The organism is Chryseobacterium ginsenosidimutans, from assembly GCF_024807225.1.
Taxonomy (GTDB): domain Bacteria; phylum Bacteroidota; class Bacteroidia; order Flavobacteriales; family Weeksellaceae; genus Chryseobacterium; species Chryseobacterium ginsenosidimutans.
Genome location: NZ_JANUCO010000001.1, coordinates 1,375,985 through 1,392,640 on the forward strand (window position 1 = coordinate 1,375,985; position 16,656 = coordinate 1,392,640).

The 16,656-nt window shown below is 35.0% G+C and carries 15 protein-coding genes and 1 pseudogene; 5 read left to right on the forward strand and 11 right to left on the reverse strand.

The features are described 5' to 3' along the window. Positions 1-3: 3 nt before the first annotated feature. The 5 genes from J3D55_RS06705 (at position 4) to J3D55_RS06725 (ending at position 7,023) form a co-directional block, all read left to right on the forward strand. Complete coding sequence (locus J3D55_RS06705) at positions 4-4,803, forward strand: translocation/assembly module TamB (protein ID WP_259129419.1); 4,800 nt, start codon at positions 4-6, stop codon at positions 4,801-4,803. A gap of 134 nt (positions 4,804-4,937) precedes the next feature. Further along, the gene (locus J3D55_RS06710; protein WP_259129420.1) at positions 4,938-5,408 is read left to right on the forward strand and encodes an Lrp/AsnC family transcriptional regulator; all 471 of its coding nucleotides are present in this window, start codon (positions 4,938-4,940) and stop codon (positions 5,406-5,408) included. Between the two features lie 67 nt (positions 5,409-5,475). Next, positions 5,476-5,853, forward strand: coding sequence for a hypothetical protein (locus J3D55_RS06715; protein ID WP_259129425.1), 378 nt, complete (start codon positions 5,476-5,478; stop codon positions 5,851-5,853). A gap of 226 nt (positions 5,854-6,079) precedes the next feature. Beyond that, positions 6,080-6,607, forward strand: coding sequence for a TetR/AcrR family transcriptional regulator (locus J3D55_RS06720; protein ID WP_259129426.1), 528 nt, complete (start codon positions 6,080-6,082; stop codon positions 6,605-6,607). 2 nt (positions 6,608-6,609) lie between these two features. Beyond that, a complete protein-coding gene (locus J3D55_RS06725) occupies positions 6,610-7,023 on the forward strand; it encodes a nuclear transport factor 2 family protein (protein WP_259129428.1) in 414 nt (137 codons plus the stop codon). 99 nt (positions 7,024-7,122) lie between these two features. On the opposite strand, the gene J3D55_RS06730 is transcribed toward J3D55_RS06725, so the two are convergent. The 11 genes and pseudogenes from J3D55_RS06730 to J3D55_RS06780 all read right to left on the reverse strand — a co-directional run bounded on the left by J3D55_RS06730 (position 7,123) and on the right by J3D55_RS06780 (position 16,458). Beyond that, positions 7,123-8,121, reverse strand: a complete 999-nt coding sequence (locus J3D55_RS06730; RefSeq protein WP_259129429.1) for a hypothetical protein — start codon at positions 8,119-8,121, stop codon at positions 7,123-7,125. Between the two features lie 96 nt (positions 8,122-8,217). Further along, positions 8,218-9,165: a transketolase family protein gene (locus tag J3D55_RS06735; RefSeq protein WP_259129435.1), complete on the reverse strand. Its 948-nt coding sequence runs from the start codon at positions 9,163-9,165 to the stop codon at positions 8,218-8,220. Between the two features lie 58 nt (positions 9,166-9,223). Beyond that, entirely contained in the window at positions 9,224-10,075 is an 852-nt protein-coding gene (locus J3D55_RS06740; protein WP_259129437.1) for a transketolase, read from the reverse strand. A 450-nt stretch (positions 10,076-10,525) separates the two neighbouring features. Continuing rightward, positions 10,526-12,025: a sodium:solute symporter gene (locus J3D55_RS06745; RefSeq protein WP_259129439.1), complete on the reverse strand. Its 1,500-nt coding sequence runs from the start codon at positions 12,023-12,025 to the stop codon at positions 10,526-10,528. Between the two features lie 164 nt (positions 12,026-12,189). Further along, positions 12,190-12,489 (reverse strand): GNAT family N-acetyltransferase, encoded by a 300-nt coding sequence (locus J3D55_RS06750; protein WP_259129440.1) that lies wholly within the window; start codon positions 12,487-12,489, stop codon positions 12,190-12,192. 1 nt (position 12,490) lies between these two features. Next, a complete protein-coding gene (locus tag J3D55_RS06755; protein ID WP_259129442.1) occupies positions 12,491-12,889 on the reverse strand; it encodes an OsmC family protein in 399 nt (132 codons plus the stop codon). Between the two features lie 25 nt (positions 12,890-12,914). Then, a complete protein-coding gene (locus J3D55_RS06760) occupies positions 12,915-13,496 on the reverse strand; it encodes a TMEM175 family protein (RefSeq protein ID WP_259129444.1) in 582 nt (193 codons plus the stop codon). Further along, complete coding sequence (locus tag J3D55_RS06765; RefSeq protein WP_259135043.1) at positions 13,489-14,028, reverse strand: NADPH-dependent FMN reductase; 540 nt, start codon at positions 14,026-14,028, stop codon at positions 13,489-13,491. The genes J3D55_RS06760 and J3D55_RS06765 overlap by 8 nt, the downstream gene beginning before the upstream one ends. 18 nt (positions 14,029-14,046) lie before the next feature. Next, positions 14,047-14,948: pseudogene (locus tag J3D55_RS06770) on the reverse strand (pirin family protein). Positions 14,949-15,027: 79 nt separating this feature from the next. Then, complete coding sequence (locus J3D55_RS06775; protein WP_259129446.1) at positions 15,028-15,339, reverse strand: GNAT family N-acetyltransferase; 312 nt, start codon at positions 15,337-15,339, stop codon at positions 15,028-15,030. 243 nt (positions 15,340-15,582) lie between these two features. Continuing rightward, positions 15,583-16,458, reverse strand: a complete 876-nt coding sequence (locus J3D55_RS06780; RefSeq protein ID WP_259129449.1) for a pirin family protein — start codon at positions 16,456-16,458, stop codon at positions 15,583-15,585. Positions 16,459-16,656 lie beyond the last annotated feature (198 nt).

Consider the following 16,656-nt stretch of genomic DNA (forward strand, 5'->3'; position numbering starts at 1 on the left):
ATAATGGCAAAGTTAGAGAATAATAACGAGAATGAGAACAAAAAATCAGTAGCTGGAAACTTAAGTGATCAGGTACAGAAAACTGTTGAAAATGTAGAAGGCGTTGTAAAGGAGACAGTTAAAGAAGCATCTGAGTTGGCATCAGATGCGATTCATCATCCCATTGAAACTGCTGAAGAGTTTGGAAAACAGGCTGTAAAAGATGTTACAAGTTATTCTTGGTGGGCAAGACTTTTATTGATCCTTTTTTGGCTTGTATTGGGTCTTGTTGCTGCGGTTTTCATTATTATTAATCTTCCTGTAACGAAACAATGGGCTGCAGATCAGGCTTTACAAATTGTAAATAAAGACTTCAAAGCACAAATGTCAACAGAAAGTGTAGAAGTTAATTTCTTTGGAAATGTAAAAATTAAAGGTTTAAAAATAAAAGATTACAAAGGTTTTGATTTTATCCAGTCAAAAGAATTTACTGCTAATTCAGATTGGTTTTCTTTGGCGACGAATATTGGTAAAAACAATTCTTTAAGTTTTAATTCTCTTACTTTAAAAAATGCTGACATAAAAGTCATTACCTATAAAGGCGACAGTATTTCAAATTTTATCCGTTTTACGCAATTATTTGATAGCGGAAAAAAAAGAGATCCTAGTAAACCGCCTTTTCAGTTGAATTCAAGGTTACAGATTCTAGATTCTAAAGTTTCTATTATTAATCTCAATTCTCCCGGAGAAGCTGGAAAATGGCTTACTGCAATGAATTTTAATCTTAAAGCACCGAATGTAAAAGTCAACGGACGAAATGTTACCGCTTTAATCAACAATATGTCCTTCACGACAAAAAGATGGGGCAAATCTCATTTTGTAGATACTTTTTCCACGGAATTGTCGATGACGAAAGATTTTCTTGCATTAAAAGACCTGACTTTCAATACAGATCACTCGCTTTTGCAAGGAGATATTAAATTTAATCTTCATAACGATGGATCTTGGGCAGATTTTGCTGACAAAGTGAAATGGGAAATGAATATTAAGCAGGGAAGTCAGTTGAGCGGTTATGATATCAGTTATTTCGTGACGAATTGGGATAATTTTATACCATTCAATATCGCGGGAAAAATGACGGGTCCGTTAAATAATTTTAAGCTGGATAATTTCCTTATCAGAAATCCTGACGTGAATATCGCCACCAAAACAATGAAGGTGAATAAATTGCTTAAAGGAGGTAAGTTTTTGATTGAAACCAATGATCTTTCGGCAGACTTCACCTACAAAGATCTGAAAGCGATGATGCCTTCTTTTATCTCTAAAAAGATGAAGAATTTTGCTGATGATTTTGGAAAGCTTAAATATAACGGAACGGCAAGTGTAAACTCGAATCGGGTATATGTTTCAAGTGGAAATTTAATGACAGGAATCGGTCAGGCAAAAATCACAAAATTTTCTTTGACGGATTACAGTACTCCAATGCCGAAATATGCCGGAATTGCTGAGGTTAAAGATTTAAATACATCCGTAATCACTAAAAATAAATCGGTTGGGTTAATTTCAGGAAGATTTGATATTAATGGACAAAGTTTCGATGTCAATACAATGAAACTTACTACTAAATCTCAGATCACAAGTGTCGAAATTATGAATAAAGAGATCAATAATCTTTACCTCGATGGATTATTGGATCATAAAAAATACAACGGTTTGATTACCGTAAACGACGAACAGGCAAAAGCGACGATAAAAGGTTTAATTGATTTTAGCACTCCAAGAATTTCTATGAATGTAGATGCGGATGTTAATTATTTAAACATGAATTATTTTACCGATAAACCAGGAAACCAGATTGTAAGCGGAAAGGTAAATGGTAAAATGTCGATGTCTTCTATTAATGATCTGACGTTGGATGTTGAAGCGAATAACATCAATTTTGCAACCGCAACTCAAAAATATATTATTCCAAGTGCCAAAATTAAAACTTTCATTGAAAACGGAGGTCGTGTCATTGATGTCGATGCTCCGGGCGCAGTAAACGGGAAAATTTCAGGAAGATACAATCTTGCAGATCTTGCCGGAATGGTAGAAAACGGATTGAATAAAATTTTAGTCGGTCCGGCTCCGAGAAAATTATACAGAAGTCAGAATTTTGCGATGAATTTTGATGTTCAGCAAGGTTTGGTAAGTTACTTTTTACCGGATCTGAAAATTCCTCAAGGCGCAAAAGTAGAAGGTCAATACGATGGAAACTCGAATAATTTGATTTTAAATCTTGATGCGGCATCCTTAAAATACATCATGACCAAAAAACAGGAAATTACAGAAGCCGATAAAGCATTGGCAGCTTCCAATCCTGCGTATAAAATTAATGAAAGAGACAATATCATCAGAGACAGCGCAATGGTCGACAGTGTGATGGTGAGAATTAATACGGCCAATCTTGATGAGCAGATTTATGCTAAAATCAACAGGGTTTTGTATAATAAAAATGTCATTAAAGACATTACTTTAAGCGGAAGAAACGAAAATAATACAATTCTTCATTTAGCTACAAAATTCAAACACGGAAGTCCTGAAGATGAAGTGGATGATAATCTGAAAGAATATGCCATCAATGTCAATCAATCCACCAATGCGGGAGGAGATTTTGTATTCAGATTTGAGCCGACGGAAGTTAAATTTAATGAGGTGACTTGGGCGATTGATACCAATCCGGAGCTCAATCATTCTATTACGTATCGGAAAAAAGAAGGTGATTTTGATATTCAGAATCTGAGGGTTTATTCTGATAACAGTGCTTTGTTTATTAAGGAAGCTCAGTTTAAATCAGCTAAAGATTTTTACGTTGATGCAGAAGTGAACAATTTCGCGATCGAGAAACTGCTGGAAATGCAAGCCGGAGGAAATACAATGAATATTAAAGGTCTTGCCAACGGAAGTGTAAAAATCAAAATGGATAAAAGCACGCTCCAACCTTTGGTAGACATGACGATTGATGATATCATGATGAATGGAAATGACATGGGAGATATTACCATTTCTGCGACCAACGGATTTTCTTTAAATGTATATGATGTCGATGTAAAGGTAAATTCTGCCGGTATAATTGGAAATAACAGCCTTCATGTAACCGGAACAGTTAATAATAATACTTCTTCGCCGACGATTGATCTTACGGCGGAAATGAGAGATTTTGACGTGGCTTTTGCTCAGCAGTTTGTAACGACTGTTTTTGGAAATTTAAGAGGAAAAGCAACCGGAGATCTTAAAATTGCCGGGAAATTCAATAATCTGGATTACAGCGGGGATATTGCGTTAAAAGATTTTGGATTAAAACTGTTATTCACAGGAGTGGATTATTCTTTTGATGATACGGTAATTCCGCTTACGAAAGGGTTGGCGATTCTTAATAATGTTAAAGTTCATGACGGAAGAACGAATTCTAAAGGAAATATTTCCGGGGCGATTCAGTTTGAAACCATTTCTTCAATGGGGGTCAACTTGGTAATGAGAGCCGATAATTTATTAATGTTAAATACCACTCAGAAAGATTTTGATCTTTTCTGGGGAAGAGTTTACGGACAAGGGGATTTATATGTTGACGGACCTGTTTCAGGGTTAAATATAACGACTCCGAATATGAAAGCACTGAGTGGAAGTACCTTCACATTCAATTCCGGATCTACGTCTAATGTGGAAGAATTTAAAATGCTGAGGTTCTTAAAAGAAGGAAAAGACGGATTGGTAACGCTGGAAGACAAGAAAAAATCCGGAGCCAATATGAATATCGATTTCTCTCTGGATGTAGATAAAGCAACCACGGTAAATGTTTTAATCGGTGATGATGTCGGAAGTATCATGGTAAAAGGTGCTGCCGAAAAACTGCGTTTCCAGATGAGCAGACAAGGAAATATCGCGATGAACGGAACGTATAGAGTAGACAACGGAACATTTATTTCAAAAGCTATTCTGAATAAAACGTTCCAGATTGAAAAAGGAAGCAGCATTCGTTGGGATGGTGACGCGATGAAGCCTGCTTTGGATATTACCGCCAATTATGTAAGGATGGTTTCCAACGCCGGAGAATATCTGAATATGGGAAGTTTGCAGCCGATCAGTATTTTGCTTCAGGCGAATATTACCCAGTCTCTTATCGATCCAAAAGTAGATCTTAATGTTACGGCATTGGATGTTTCCAGTCAGGTTAAAGAAACTTTGGCAGCAAAAATGAGTCAGGACGGGGAAAAGGTTCTTCAGTTTGGTTCAGTATTGTTGTTGAGTAGTTTTAATGTTTCCAACACGGGTGGGGTAGATGTAGACGTTGCAGGTGTGGCGGAATCTTCCGGTTATAATTTGTTGTTGAAGCAATTGGGTTCTGTTCTTAATACAATGAGCAACGAGTTCCAGATTGACCTTAATTATGTGAAAGGTGACCAATATTCCAACACAGGAGACAGAGCAAATGCAGGGGTAAGTTTTGCGCTTTCACCGAGAATTAAAGTGAAAACCGGATTGGGAATTCCTTTAACTAAAACCGAAAATACAGAAACCAATTATCTTTCCGGAGAAGGAACAATAGAGTACGATATTTCAAAGAAAAACGACGGAAGTCTTATTCTGAGAGGATATTCTAAACCTTCCAATATCGGGATGGTAAATGGAGCCGGCTCAAACGGAACTGCAAATCAAGCGTATGGAGGAGGTATTGTTTGGAGTAAGAGTTTCAATTCTTTGTTTAAAAAGAAGAGAAAAGATAAAAAACAACCTGCTGCGCAAACCCCAATAAAAACAGATTCTATAAAATCTGAGGCTAAATAGCCGTAAATTTTTAATGATTTTTATCATCTGTGTTAATTATTGTTAATGTTTTATATAATTTTTTTAGTTAAATAATTTTTCATAAATTTGCAAAAAAGATATAAGTTTTTTAAGAAAAATGTAATTTAACTAATATGAACTATCAACTGGACGAAATAGACAAGAAAATTCTTGATTTCTTAGTAGAAAACACAAGAATGCCTTTTACTGAAATTGCAAAACAGATGGATGTATCTGCTGGAACAATTCACGTAAGAGTGAAAAAGATGGAAGATGCGGGTATTATTTTGGGATCATCTCTTAATATCGATTACGGAAAGCTAGACTATCACTTTACTGCTTTCATAGGAATTCTATTAACAAAATCTAACAGAACTCAAGAGGTTCTGAAAGAATTATCAACTCTTCCTAACGTAATTGAAGCTAGCGTTATTTCAGGAAAATATAACATTTTCTGTAAAGTAAGAGCGAAGAATACGGAAGACGCTAAGAAAATAATCTATCAAATTGATGATATTCAGGATGTAATGAGAACTGAAAGTATGATTTCTATGGAAGAATACCTAAGCGACAAAAACAGACTGATCAACGCGATCTCGATATAATCAAATTTTAAACGAATTATATAAAAGAACTTATGAAATCTCTCATAAGTTCTTTATTTTTGTACCTATGGAAGAATACAGCTATTTTGACGAAGATCCGAAGAAAGGATGGGGATTTATTCTGGCTTTTGCAGCATTGTTGCTGTTTACGATTATGGGATTTGGGATCGATCTTGATGAATATTTACAGCACGAATATCTTAACATTCCGGAGTGGTATTCCTTCGCTATTTTTACGATCGATGCATTAATGGTGGTGAGTTTAATTCTGATGTTTTTTTACAGAAAAATCGGGATTTTTTCTTTTCCGGCATTATTGGTTTTGCATTTCTTTATGCACAATTATTATCTCTCAACTTTCCTTTATACAGACGTGACAAACCTTTTCCTTTTTACAGGTTTTGGGATGTTGGCGATTATTCCCAAGTGGAAGTTTTTTAAATAGTTTTATTTGAGTTAAAGGAATAAAGATTTGAATTAAATACAATATCAATTATATTCAATAGGAACGGGCTTTAGCCCGTTTTTGTTTTTTAGCACCATCAATGGCTTTAGCCGAAATTTAAAATCATTAAAACCTAATCATTCATTTTATAAAAATAATTATAGACAGAAAAGTCTGTCTGTTTTAAAATTTTAAATATACCTTTACATCGTTAAAGAAATAAAAAATGTCATCTCCAAAAGAAAGAATTGTAGCGACCACATTTGAGCTGTTTTCTAAACAGGGATATAACTCCACGGGAATCAATCAAATTGTTTCTGAAGCCAATGTGGCCAAAGCAAGTTTTTATCAGTATTTTAAGTCCAAAGAAGACCTGTGTGTCGAGTTCCTGAATGTTAGACATGAATATTGGTTTAATGAACTTAATAAGTTTACATCAAAAGAAAAAAATATAAAGTCTAAAATCATTTCTTCATTTGATTTTTTAGTATTTATGAATGAGAAAGAGAATTTCCGAGGTTGCAGTTTCCTGAATATTTTGTCTGAAATTCCTTCAGATAATGTGAAAATCTTAAGTGTAATTCAAAATCATAAAACGGATTTGAGGAATTATTTTTCAGAATTAATAGACGATAAGAACCTTTCGGATCATGTTTATTTACTTTTTGAAGGCAGTATTATTGAAAGTCAGCTTTTCAGATCCAATGAATTAATAGAAAGATCAAAAAAAATAATCAACACCTTAATCAATTAAAAATGGAACAAAAACATCCGCTTCCGCCTTTCACATTAGAAACGGCATTAGAAAAGATTCAATTGGCAGAAGATGCCTGGAACAGTCAGGATCCTGAAAGAGTTTCCAAAGCATACACCATCGACAGCGAATGGAGAAATAGAGATCAGTTTGTAAACGGAAGAGAAGAAATCGTAAAATTTCTCAGTGGCAAATGGGAAAGAGAATTGAATTATAAGCTTAAAAAAGAATATTGGGCACACACAGAAAATCGCATCGCCGTTCGCTTCGAATACGAATATCAAACGAAAGATGGCAATTGGTTCAGAGCCTACGGAAATGAAAACTGGGAATTCGATGAAAATGGGTTGATGCAAAAAAGATATGCAAGCATCAATGATTTGGCGATAAAAGAGGAAGAAAGGAAGTTTAAATAGAAATATACAGGATTTTAGAATTATTCCAGAAGGTGTTTAAGTTAAAAATTTAAGGCTTAAATTTTATAATCTGACCTTTATTTAAAAAAGATAATAAGATCATTTTTCAGAAATAGCATTCATAATTTTTTTCTTAAACTCTTCATAGCTCATTTTATAGTTTTCCGGCAATGGAGTTCCATAGATATAATAATTATAATAAAGAGGAGGAAGATTAATTTCTTCTCTTAAGTTGTCTACATTTTTTATATCTTCAATTGTAATTGAGTTGTCCCATGCGGTGCCATATTTTTGCTTTTCAGAGTGCATGCTTTCAACAGCATCTTCAAATTGAGCAAAAAAAGATTTCTCAACGTTACCAACTTTTATTTGATCTTGGATAAATGGCTTAAAATAACTCCAAAAATAATCATTAGTAGTATAAGTGGTTCTATGATGCCAAAGTAATAACCAAGAATTCTTTTGATAGCCGCGTTTTTTAGTTATTTCAATAAGTCGCACAGCATTTAAAGAATCTGTTTTATTCGTAAGCTGATCTCTAAACTTTAGATAATCTTTATTGCTGATTTCTTTTGGATGACGGCTTTCGTCCAACTGATTAAAATCGTCAAGATTATATCCCGAATAATAAGCATCTATCTTTCTGGTATATTGATCATAATGTTTCAATTCTTCAACTTCTAAAAATATATCTAAATCTTTTTTATTGTTATAAAATTTGCGATAAAGAATATCATAATTATTGATTACTTTCTTGAAAAGTTCATTATTTTGAAACTCTTTCAACTTGCCGTATGTCTTTAAAAACTCTAAAGGTATTTTGTAATCTGTTATTGATTGTTCTAAAAAAGTGTAAGCAATTTTGTCTTTTTTTAACTTAAAAGCCGAACACGCAGCATCTAATAAATAATTTGGATTGTCTGTGTACGCCAATTTAAATGACTTTTCAAAATAAGTTAAAGCTTCATTGTATTTTTTTTCTTTAAGCATTACTTCCGCTGCATAAATATAGTTATGCGCTTTTGAAATTGCAGTTTGACCGAAAAATAGAGTAGATGTGAATAAAAGACTTAATAAAACGAGTTTTAATTTCATCATATTTTATAGGTGTTGTGTTTATTCAAATATAATTAAAATGCCGAACAAAAAAAGCACCCTCAAAAAGGATGCTTTTCATTTATATTTTAAAAGAAATTATTTCTCTAAAATTCTCTTCACTGCTTCTTTTACAGCAGCAGCGTCGATTTTATATTTCTTCATCAATTCAGCAGGAGTTGCAGATTCTCCGAAAGTATCATTTACAGCCACAAACTCTTGTCTTGTCGGTCTTTTTCTAGCCAACATTCCCGCAATAGATTCACCTAAACCACCAAGATAGTTGTGTTCTTCAGCAGTGACGATCTTTCCTGTTTTTTCAACCGATTTTAAGATGATTTCCTCATCCAAAGGTTTAATTGTATGGATGTTGATCACTTCACAAGAAATACCTTCTTTTTCAAGCTCATCTGCAGCTACAAGAGATTCCCAAACAAGGTGACCTGTTGCTACGATCGTTACATCAGTTCCTTCTTGAAGCATAATACCTTTTCCGATCTCGAAAGGCATATCTTCCGGAATGAAAACAGGAACTACCGGTCTTCCGAATCTAAGATAAACAGGACCTTCAAAATCAGCAATGGCAAGCGTTGCAGCTTTGGTCTGGTTGTAATCACAAGGATTGATAACCGTCATTCCTGGAAGCATTTTCATCATCCCGATATCTTCCAAAACCTGGTGAGTGGCACCATCTTCGCCCAAAGTAAGACCTGCGTGAGAAGCACAGATTTTTACGTTTTTGTTAGAATAAGCAACAGACTGACGGATTTGGTCATACACTCTTGAAGTAGAGAAATTAGCAAAAGTTCCCGTAAAAGGAATTTTTCCTGTGATGCTAAGACCTGCAGCAAGACCGATCATATTCGCTTCTGCGATACCCACCTGGAAGAATCTTTCAGGAGCTTTTTCAATGAATTTCTCCATCTTCAAAGAACCGATAAGGTCTGCACAAAGTGCTACAACATTAGGATTTTTATCTGCCAATTCAGCTAATCCGGCTCCGAATCCTGAACGTGTATCTTTTTTTTCTGTATATGTAAATTTCATTTTGTTCTAATTATTAATTAAAGATTACTTATTACCAATTAATTACTCGTACTTATAATTAATAATCAGCAGGAGCTTCTAAATATAATTGTTTGAATGCAGTATCCAATTGTTCGTCATTAGGAGCTTTTCCGTGCCAAGCGTGAGAACCCATCATAAAATCTACACCATTCCCCATTTGAGTATGAAGGATAATTACAACTGGTTTTTCTTTTCCTGTTTCCGTTTTTGCTCTCTCAAGGATGGCAATTACCGCTTCAAGATCGTTCCCGTTTTTCTCTTCCAAAACTGTCCATCCGAAAGCTTCCAGTTTTGCATGAAGATTTCCTAGTGAAAGTACATTATTTGTGCTTCCGTCGATTTGTTGTCCGTTATAGTCGATAGTAGAAATAATGTTATCCACTTTTTTAGCAGCAGCATACATTAAAGCTTCCCAATTCTGACCTTCCTGCAATTCCCCGTCTCCATGTAAAGTATATACCAAAGAGCTGTCTCCGTCTAATTTTTTACCTTGAGCTACACCCAAAGCCACAGAAAGTCCTTGTCCCAAAGAACCTGAAGCTACTCTGATTCCCGGAAGTCCTTCATGAGTGGTAGGGTGACCTTGTAATCTGGAATTTAATTTTCTGAAAGTACCCAGTTCTTGTACCGGAAAAAAGCCGAATCTAGCCAAAGTAGAATAGAATACCGGAGAAATGTGTCCGTTCGACAGATAGAAATGATCTTCATTTTTACCTTCCATCGTGAAAGGAAGTTTATAGTTCATTACTTTTCCGTAAAGGGCTGTGAAGAATTCAGTACAACCTAAACTTCCACCTGGGTGACCAGAATTTACAGCATGAACCATTCTTAAAATGTCTCTTCTGATTTGCGTAGTAAGAGATTTTAACTCTTCGATACTTTTACTCATTATTTAAGATTTATATACATGCGAATTTACAATTTTTTGCTGGCTTATGGAAATACAAAAATCCGGATTTTACGTCCGGATTTTGAAATTATTTGATTATTTTTTAATGTTTTAGCAACCTTCATTGATGAAAATCGATATTTCTGTGACGATATTATTCACAAGTGTGAAAGTAAGTGTCTTTCCGGTATTTTACTATTTAGGTTTAAATATTTTGTGCTAAAAGTTTTTGTTTAAAATGATCCCAATAAAAAGCTTGTCATTACTGAGGAATCTCGGCATTGTAATTTTTAGTTTTAATTAAAAAATAGATTCTTCACTCAGCTTTGTTCCGTTCTGAATGACAAACAAAACGCATTATTTTAATAATAAAAAATCTGTGTCAATCTGTGAAAATTCGTGATTAAAAATTCAATAGGAATGGGCTTTAGCCAAAACTTAAAAATAAACCTATTTCTTTCTAATCAACCACAATCCAAAGAACGTCAGCAATCCATTAATAATCAATAACTCCAATCCGATTTTGAAATCTCCGAAAATAGTAGCTTGATATTTATCGATAAAATAAGAAATAATGGGGGCTGCAATACAAACGTAAGGAACCAATTTATCCTGAACTTTATATTTAGTAAAAATTCCAAAAGCAAAAAGTCCTAAAAGAGGTCCGTACGTAAATCCAGCCATTTTTAAGATCAATCCGATCATAGAATTATCATTAATAAGCTTAAAGATAACCACCATTATCAGGAAAGAAAATGCAACAATTAAATGGGTGTTTTTTCTGAATTTTTCCTTTTTCTTATCGTCCCAGTCTTTCTTTTCCTTCATCCCGAAAATATCGATGCATAAAGAAGACGTTAATGCCGTCATCGCGCCATCTGCACTCGGAAATAAAGCCGAAATCAAAGCAATGATAAAGATGATGGAAATAAATCCGGGCATATGATTTAAAGCAACTTCAGGGAAAATTTTATCCCCAAAAATATCTTTTCCATTGATTAAAAACTCCTTTTTAGGAATTCCGTCTTTAATAATTTCTGTTAAATGACCACCCTGGCTTTCTCCAAAAAGATATAAAAGTCCACCCATATATAAGAACAGAGAAATTACACCCAACAAAATAAAACCAAGCGTCACCATGTTTTTCTGAGAATCTTTAAGCTTCGTTACAGAAAGACTTTTCTGCATCATTTCTTGGTCGATTCCTGTCATGGTAATGGTAATAAATGCTCCGGCAAGAATTTGTTTAATGAAAAATCCGGGGGAATTAAAATCCATTTCAAATATTTTGGTGTAGCCTTTATCGCTCATGGCGGTTAAACTTTGTCCAACACTCAGATCTAAGTGATTCAGCATATAAACCGTACAGATAATCAATCCCAAAAGCATGCATGAAGTCTGCAAAGTATCCGTCCAAACGATGGTTTTTACGCCGCCTTCATAGGTATAAAGGATGATCATTGCTAAAATAATCAAGGTCGTTACAATAAACGGAACTCCCAAACTATCCAAAATCGTGATCTGAAGAATATTCACTACCAAATATAATCTCGCTGTAGCTCCAACCAACCTTGAAACAATGAAAATCCACGCTCCTGATTTATAGGAAAGCGAACCCATTCTTTGCTGAAGATAGCCGTAAATTGAGGTTAATTTTAATCGATAATATAAAGGAAGAAGAACATAGGCAACCACAATATAACCAATAAGATAGCCTAAAGTAATCTGCAGATAAGAAAAACTGTCTTTCCCGACTGCACCCGGAACGCTCACAAAAGTCACGCCCGAAAGCGAAGTTCCGATCATTCCGAAAGCAACAAGCATCCAATTACTTTTTCGGTTTCCGATGAAGAAACTTTCATTATCACTGCCTTTTCCCGTTTTGTAAGCTACCCAAAGCAGCAATGCAAAATAGACGATAATGATGGACAATAATACAATTGGAGACATATTTTATTCGATTAAAATTTTACAAATATAGTTTTTTTATGGTCTGTTTAAAAAGAAAAAACCTTCCGGATGTATGTTCCGAAAGGTTTGTATATTTTATTCTAAGATTAAAATTTAGATATAGCTTTAAATCATCAATTTCAACCTTAATCTTAGCCTAAAAACTAAGCCTGAGTCTGATTTACCAATACATCCTGAAGCTCCTCATGTTTCTGGAAGCTCGCTTTTGCAAAAGGACAAAGCGGAATAATCGTTTTTCCGTTTTTTCTTGCAAAATCTACTGCCGCCAAAAGCATTTCTTTGCCTACACCTTTTCCGTTGTATTCTTCTTCTACTTCAGTATGGTCTATAATGAATCTTTCTTCTCCAGCCCAAGTATAAGTCATTAAACCTGCGCGGTTCCCTTCTATGAATGCTTCAAAATTTCCGTGTTTTTCGTCGTTGTTTTGCTTTATTTCAATCATATTATGAAAATTTGGTTAATATTTCGATATCGTTTGTTAGTATTTTATGAACGGGACATGCCTTTGCAATCGTATGAAGCCTGCTGATTTGTTCATCATCCAGATTGGCTCCTTCAAAGCTGATATCCGTATTGAAAATCGTTCTTTTTGTTAAAGGGAAGACTTCAAGTTCTACTTGTACATTTATCTTTTCTACATCCCATTCTTTTCTGTCGATGTACATTCTTAGTGTTGCTGCGGTACAGCTTGCCAGAGAAGTAGCAAGGATTTCGAAAGGGTTGAATCCTTTATTTTGTCCGCCTTTATCTACGGGTTCGTCGGTTATCAGAGTGTTTTCACCAGCGACAACTTCAGTATAATATTTTTCTTTTCCAAGACTTGCTTTTGCTATAATTGACATTGGTTATTTGTTTTTAATTGATGATTTATGATTCCTCTTCTAATGATTTTTCAATTCTTTTGTCAGGAATCAGCCATATCATAGCTGCAAGATAATATAAAGCTACAGCAAGATAAGGATAATAAAATGAGATAATAATCCCAGAAGCATACAAAACAATAGACCCGTATTCTTTATATTTTGAATGTATCGCTTGTGTAAGTTTAGAATTTTCGCAATCGCATTTTATAATGGCATTTTCCAGAATTGTATAGGCAACGGCGCACATTACCAGTGCGCCACCATAAGCTGCGACAGGGTTTTCTGCAAAATGTGTTGCACCGATCCACTCTGTGGCAATTGGCATTAATGAAAGCCAGAACAGCAGATGAAGATTTGCCCAAAGAACACTTCCGTTCACTTTTCTTACCGCCTGAAACAAATGATGATGATTGTTCCAATAAATTCCGACATAGATAAAGCTGAAAATATAAGCTAAAAACTTGGGTAGCATTGGTTTTAGACTTGCCCAGTTTCCGCCTTCGGGTACTTTCAATTCAAGAACCATGATGGTAATGATAATGGCCAAAACACCGTCGCTGAAAGCTTCTAATCTTCCTTTAGTCATTGTTTTTAATTTGACTTTTAAAATTTTCGATCTTATCTTTCAAATCTTTCAGCATATCCGGATTGATAACACCACTTTCAAAATCAAAATTTTCATAAAATTTAGGAAGTGAAAAGGTATCTTTAAGATCGGCTCCGAAATTTGGAAAAAATGTTTTTGCAGTATTCATCACATTTCCGCCGCCGTAACCTCCCGGAGAAGTTGACAGTAAAAGCATCGGCTTGTTTTGAAAAACCTTTACGTTAATTCTTGAAGCCCAGTCGAAAACGTTTTTAAAAGCCGCGCTGTACGATTTGTTATGTTCAGCAAGCGAACAAATGATAACATCGCATTCTTCAATGACTTTTAAAAATTGATGCGCTTCATCGGGGAAGCCTTTCTTTTCGCGATCAACGGAGAAAACGGGCATGTCGAAATCATTCAGATCAATTAAATTAATCTCTTCATTCTGAAAGTCTTTTAAAACAAATTTTACCAGTTCTTTGTTGATCGAAGTGGAAGAGGTGCTTCCTGCAAATGCCAATATCTTCATCATTTATTTTTAAATATCTTAAGGTTTTCTGTTTAAAATTGCTTTTGGAAGCGGAACATATTCTTCTTCATCTCCCGGAACCAAAGGAAAAGCATCGTGATTTTGGTCATTCCAATCTACTTTTGCTTTATCAATTAATTCTTTGTCTGAATTTACAAAATTCCAGAATATAAAACGTTCTTCATCGAAAGGTTCGCCTCCGAAAAGATAAACCGTTCCGTTTTCACTCATATCAAATTCACAAAGTTGCGTTTGTTTTGCGATCAGCAATTGTTTTGAACCGTAAGAATTTCCGTCTGTCGTCACTGTTCCGTCCAAAACATACATCGCAGCTTCTCCGTAAAGATCTTTTCCGATGCTGATTTTTTTGCGTCTTTTGTTTTAATTTCAATAAAAAACAATTTGCTGTGAACAGGAACCGGAGATTTTCTTCCGAATGCTTCTCCTGCAATTAATTTATACTGAATTCCGTCTTCTTCCCAAACCGGAATTTCATCGGCTTCAATATGACTGAAAGTAGGTTCAGACTGCTCTAGATGTTTCGGAAGCCCTACCCAAATCTGGAAACCGTGAAGCTTTTTATCGGTATGTCTCAAATATTCCGGAGTTCTTTCCGAATGTACGACACCTTTTCCGGCAGTCATCCAATTCACTGCTCCCGGTTTGATTTCAAGAGCGCTTCCAATACTGTCTCTATGGAAAATTGAGCCTTCCAAAAGATACGTTAACGTCGAAAGCCCGATGTGCGGATGTGGCGGAACGTCCAGATTTTGATAATCTTTAAGCTCAGAAGGTCCCATATGATCTATAAAAACGAATGGTCCGACTGCTCTTTTTTCGCGGAAAGGCAACAGTCTTCCCACTAAAAAGTTTCCTATATCTGCTGATTTTTCTTCAATGATAAGTCCGATGTTTGACATGATAGGTAAAGTAGTTTTTTAAATTTTATGTAAGCTAATGTAATCAATTTTTTCAATGTTTATGGCGCTTTAATGAAAATTAAAGTTGCTCATATCCATGAAATCTTTCGTCGACAACACGTTTCCATTCTGGATTTTTTTTGATGAATGACAGAACGTACGGACAAAATGGGAGTGCTTTCTTTTTATGTTCTTCGACATAATTCAACGTTTTTTCCACGACTGCGGCAGCTGCGCCTGTTCCTGAAATGAGTAAATCTACTTCTGTATGGTTTAAAACAATTTGACTTCCCATTTCCCGATAGTCGATAAATGCAATATTTCCGTTGAATTCTATTTCGAATCGTGTTTCTGTTTTTATTAAAGGGATATTTTCAAATTCTGGTTTCATGGTTTTGGGTTTCAGATTATGTTGGATTCTCGCAAAGACGCAAAGTTTTTTATCTTAATACAGTTTTAAGGTGCAAGAAAATCAAAGATTTTCGTTGTATGCATCATCAATTTTATCGCAGATAAAATCCTTGCGTCTTACAACATGAGATTAGTAATTAACTTTGCGTCTTTGCGAAAACCAACTAAAGCATAATCATATAAAATTAAGAAAAAGAATAATTCAAATTTTATTTAACTTAAATTAATCTGCCAAATACCCAAATCTTCCCAAATTATAATCTTCGAAAGCCTGCATAATTTCCTCTTTGGAATTCATCACAAAAGGTCCGTGAGGATAAATCGGTTCGTCTAAAGGCATTCCGCTGATGAGTAAAACAACCGAATCTTCAGTAGCTTCAACGGTAAAAGTTTCGCCTTCATTTTTAAATAAAACCAAATGATCGGTCGAAGCTTTTTCTTCACCGTTTATGATAATATTTCCTTCAATGATCAAAGCTGCAGTATTGAAATTTGCAGGGAAATCAAATTCTGCTTTTCCCCCTTTTTTCAGTTTTGCATTCATCATATTTACGGGACTGAAAGTGAAAGCGGGACCTTTTTGATCTTTATAAGTTCCGGCAATCAATTCGATATATCCGTTTTCACCAAGATCAACTTTTTCCATATCAGAATTTTTGATGGACTGATATTTTGGACAGCTCATTTTATAAACCGACGGAAGATTCACCCAAAGCTGAACCATCTGAAAAATTCCGCCTTCTTTTGCCCACTCCGTTTCATGATATTCTTTGTGAAGAACACCTTTTGCGGCCGTCATCCATTGTACATCGCCTTCACCGATAATTCCGCCTCCACCTGCGCTGTCGTGATGCTGAACTTTGCCATGGTAAGCTATCGTCACGGTTTCAAAACCTCGGTGAGGATGCACTCCGACACCGCGTGGATTATCTGTCCCGTTAAAATGAAATTTCGAATTATAATCAAGCATAATGAAAGGATCCATTCTCTTCATATCCAATCCCTGAACTCCCGGAATAAAATTGTGAACCCGAAATCCATCGCCCACAAAATGAGCGGGTTTCGGAGATACCACGATTTCTACTTTTTTAGTTGCCATAATATTGTTGGTATTATGAAACAAATGTAAGTGAGTTGGAAATCAGGTGCATTGATCTGTGGTAAGTAAGAGAGGGGTGTTGGTTTTTGGTTGATTGTTGTCAGTTTTTTATGGTATATTTTACGTGGTCAAACCTCATAGGTTTTTAAAACCTATGAGGTTTATTTCACTAAGAAATATTGGAAAGGGCTAAAATTT

Coding starts and splice junctions, on each gene's coding strand:
- J3D55_RS06705 (WP_259129419.1), top strand. CDS start 4: ATGGCAAAGTTAGAGAATAATAACGAGAATGAGAACAAAAAATCAGTA.
- J3D55_RS06710 (WP_259129420.1), top strand. CDS start 4,938: ATGAACTATCAACTGGACGAAATAGACAAGAAAATTCTTGATTTCTTA.
- J3D55_RS06715 (WP_259129425.1), top strand. CDS start 5,476: ATGGAAGAATACAGCTATTTTGACGAAGATCCGAAGAAAGGATGGGGA.
- J3D55_RS06720 (WP_259129426.1), top strand. CDS start 6,080: ATGTCATCTCCAAAAGAAAGAATTGTAGCGACCACATTTGAGCTGTTT.
- J3D55_RS06725 (WP_259129428.1), top strand. CDS start 6,610: ATGGAACAAAAACATCCGCTTCCGCCTTTCACATTAGAAACGGCATTA.
- J3D55_RS06730 (WP_259129429.1), bottom strand. CDS start 8,121: ATGATGAAATTAAAACTCGTTTTATTAAGTCTTTTATTCACATCTACT.
- J3D55_RS06735 (WP_259129435.1), bottom strand. CDS start 9,165: ATGAAATTTACATATACAGAAAAAAAAGATACACGTTCAGGATTCGGA.
- J3D55_RS06740 (WP_259129437.1), bottom strand. CDS start 10,075: ATGAGTAAAAGTATCGAAGAGTTAAAATCTCTTACTACGCAAATCAGA.
- J3D55_RS06745 (WP_259129439.1), bottom strand. CDS start 12,025: ATGTCTCCAATTGTATTATTGTCCATCATTATCGTCTATTTTGCATTG.
- J3D55_RS06750 (WP_259129440.1), bottom strand. CDS start 12,489: ATGATTGAAATAAAGCAAAACAACGACGAAAAACACGGAAATTTTGAA.
- J3D55_RS06755 (WP_259129442.1), bottom strand. CDS start 12,889: ATGTCAATTATAGCAAAAGCAAGTCTTGGAAAAGAAAAATATTATACT.
- J3D55_RS06760 (WP_259129444.1), bottom strand. CDS start 13,496: ATGACTAAAGGAAGATTAGAAGCTTTCAGCGACGGTGTTTTGGCCATT.
- J3D55_RS06765 (WP_259135043.1), bottom strand. CDS start 14,028: ATGAAGATATTGGCATTTGCAGGAAGCACCTCTTCCACTTCGATCAAC.
- J3D55_RS06775 (WP_259129446.1), bottom strand. CDS start 15,339: ATGAAACCAGAATTTGAAAATATCCCTTTAATAAAAACAGAAACACGA.
- J3D55_RS06780 (WP_259129449.1), bottom strand. CDS start 16,458: ATGGCAACTAAAAAAGTAGAAATCGTGGTATCTCCGAAACCCGCTCAT.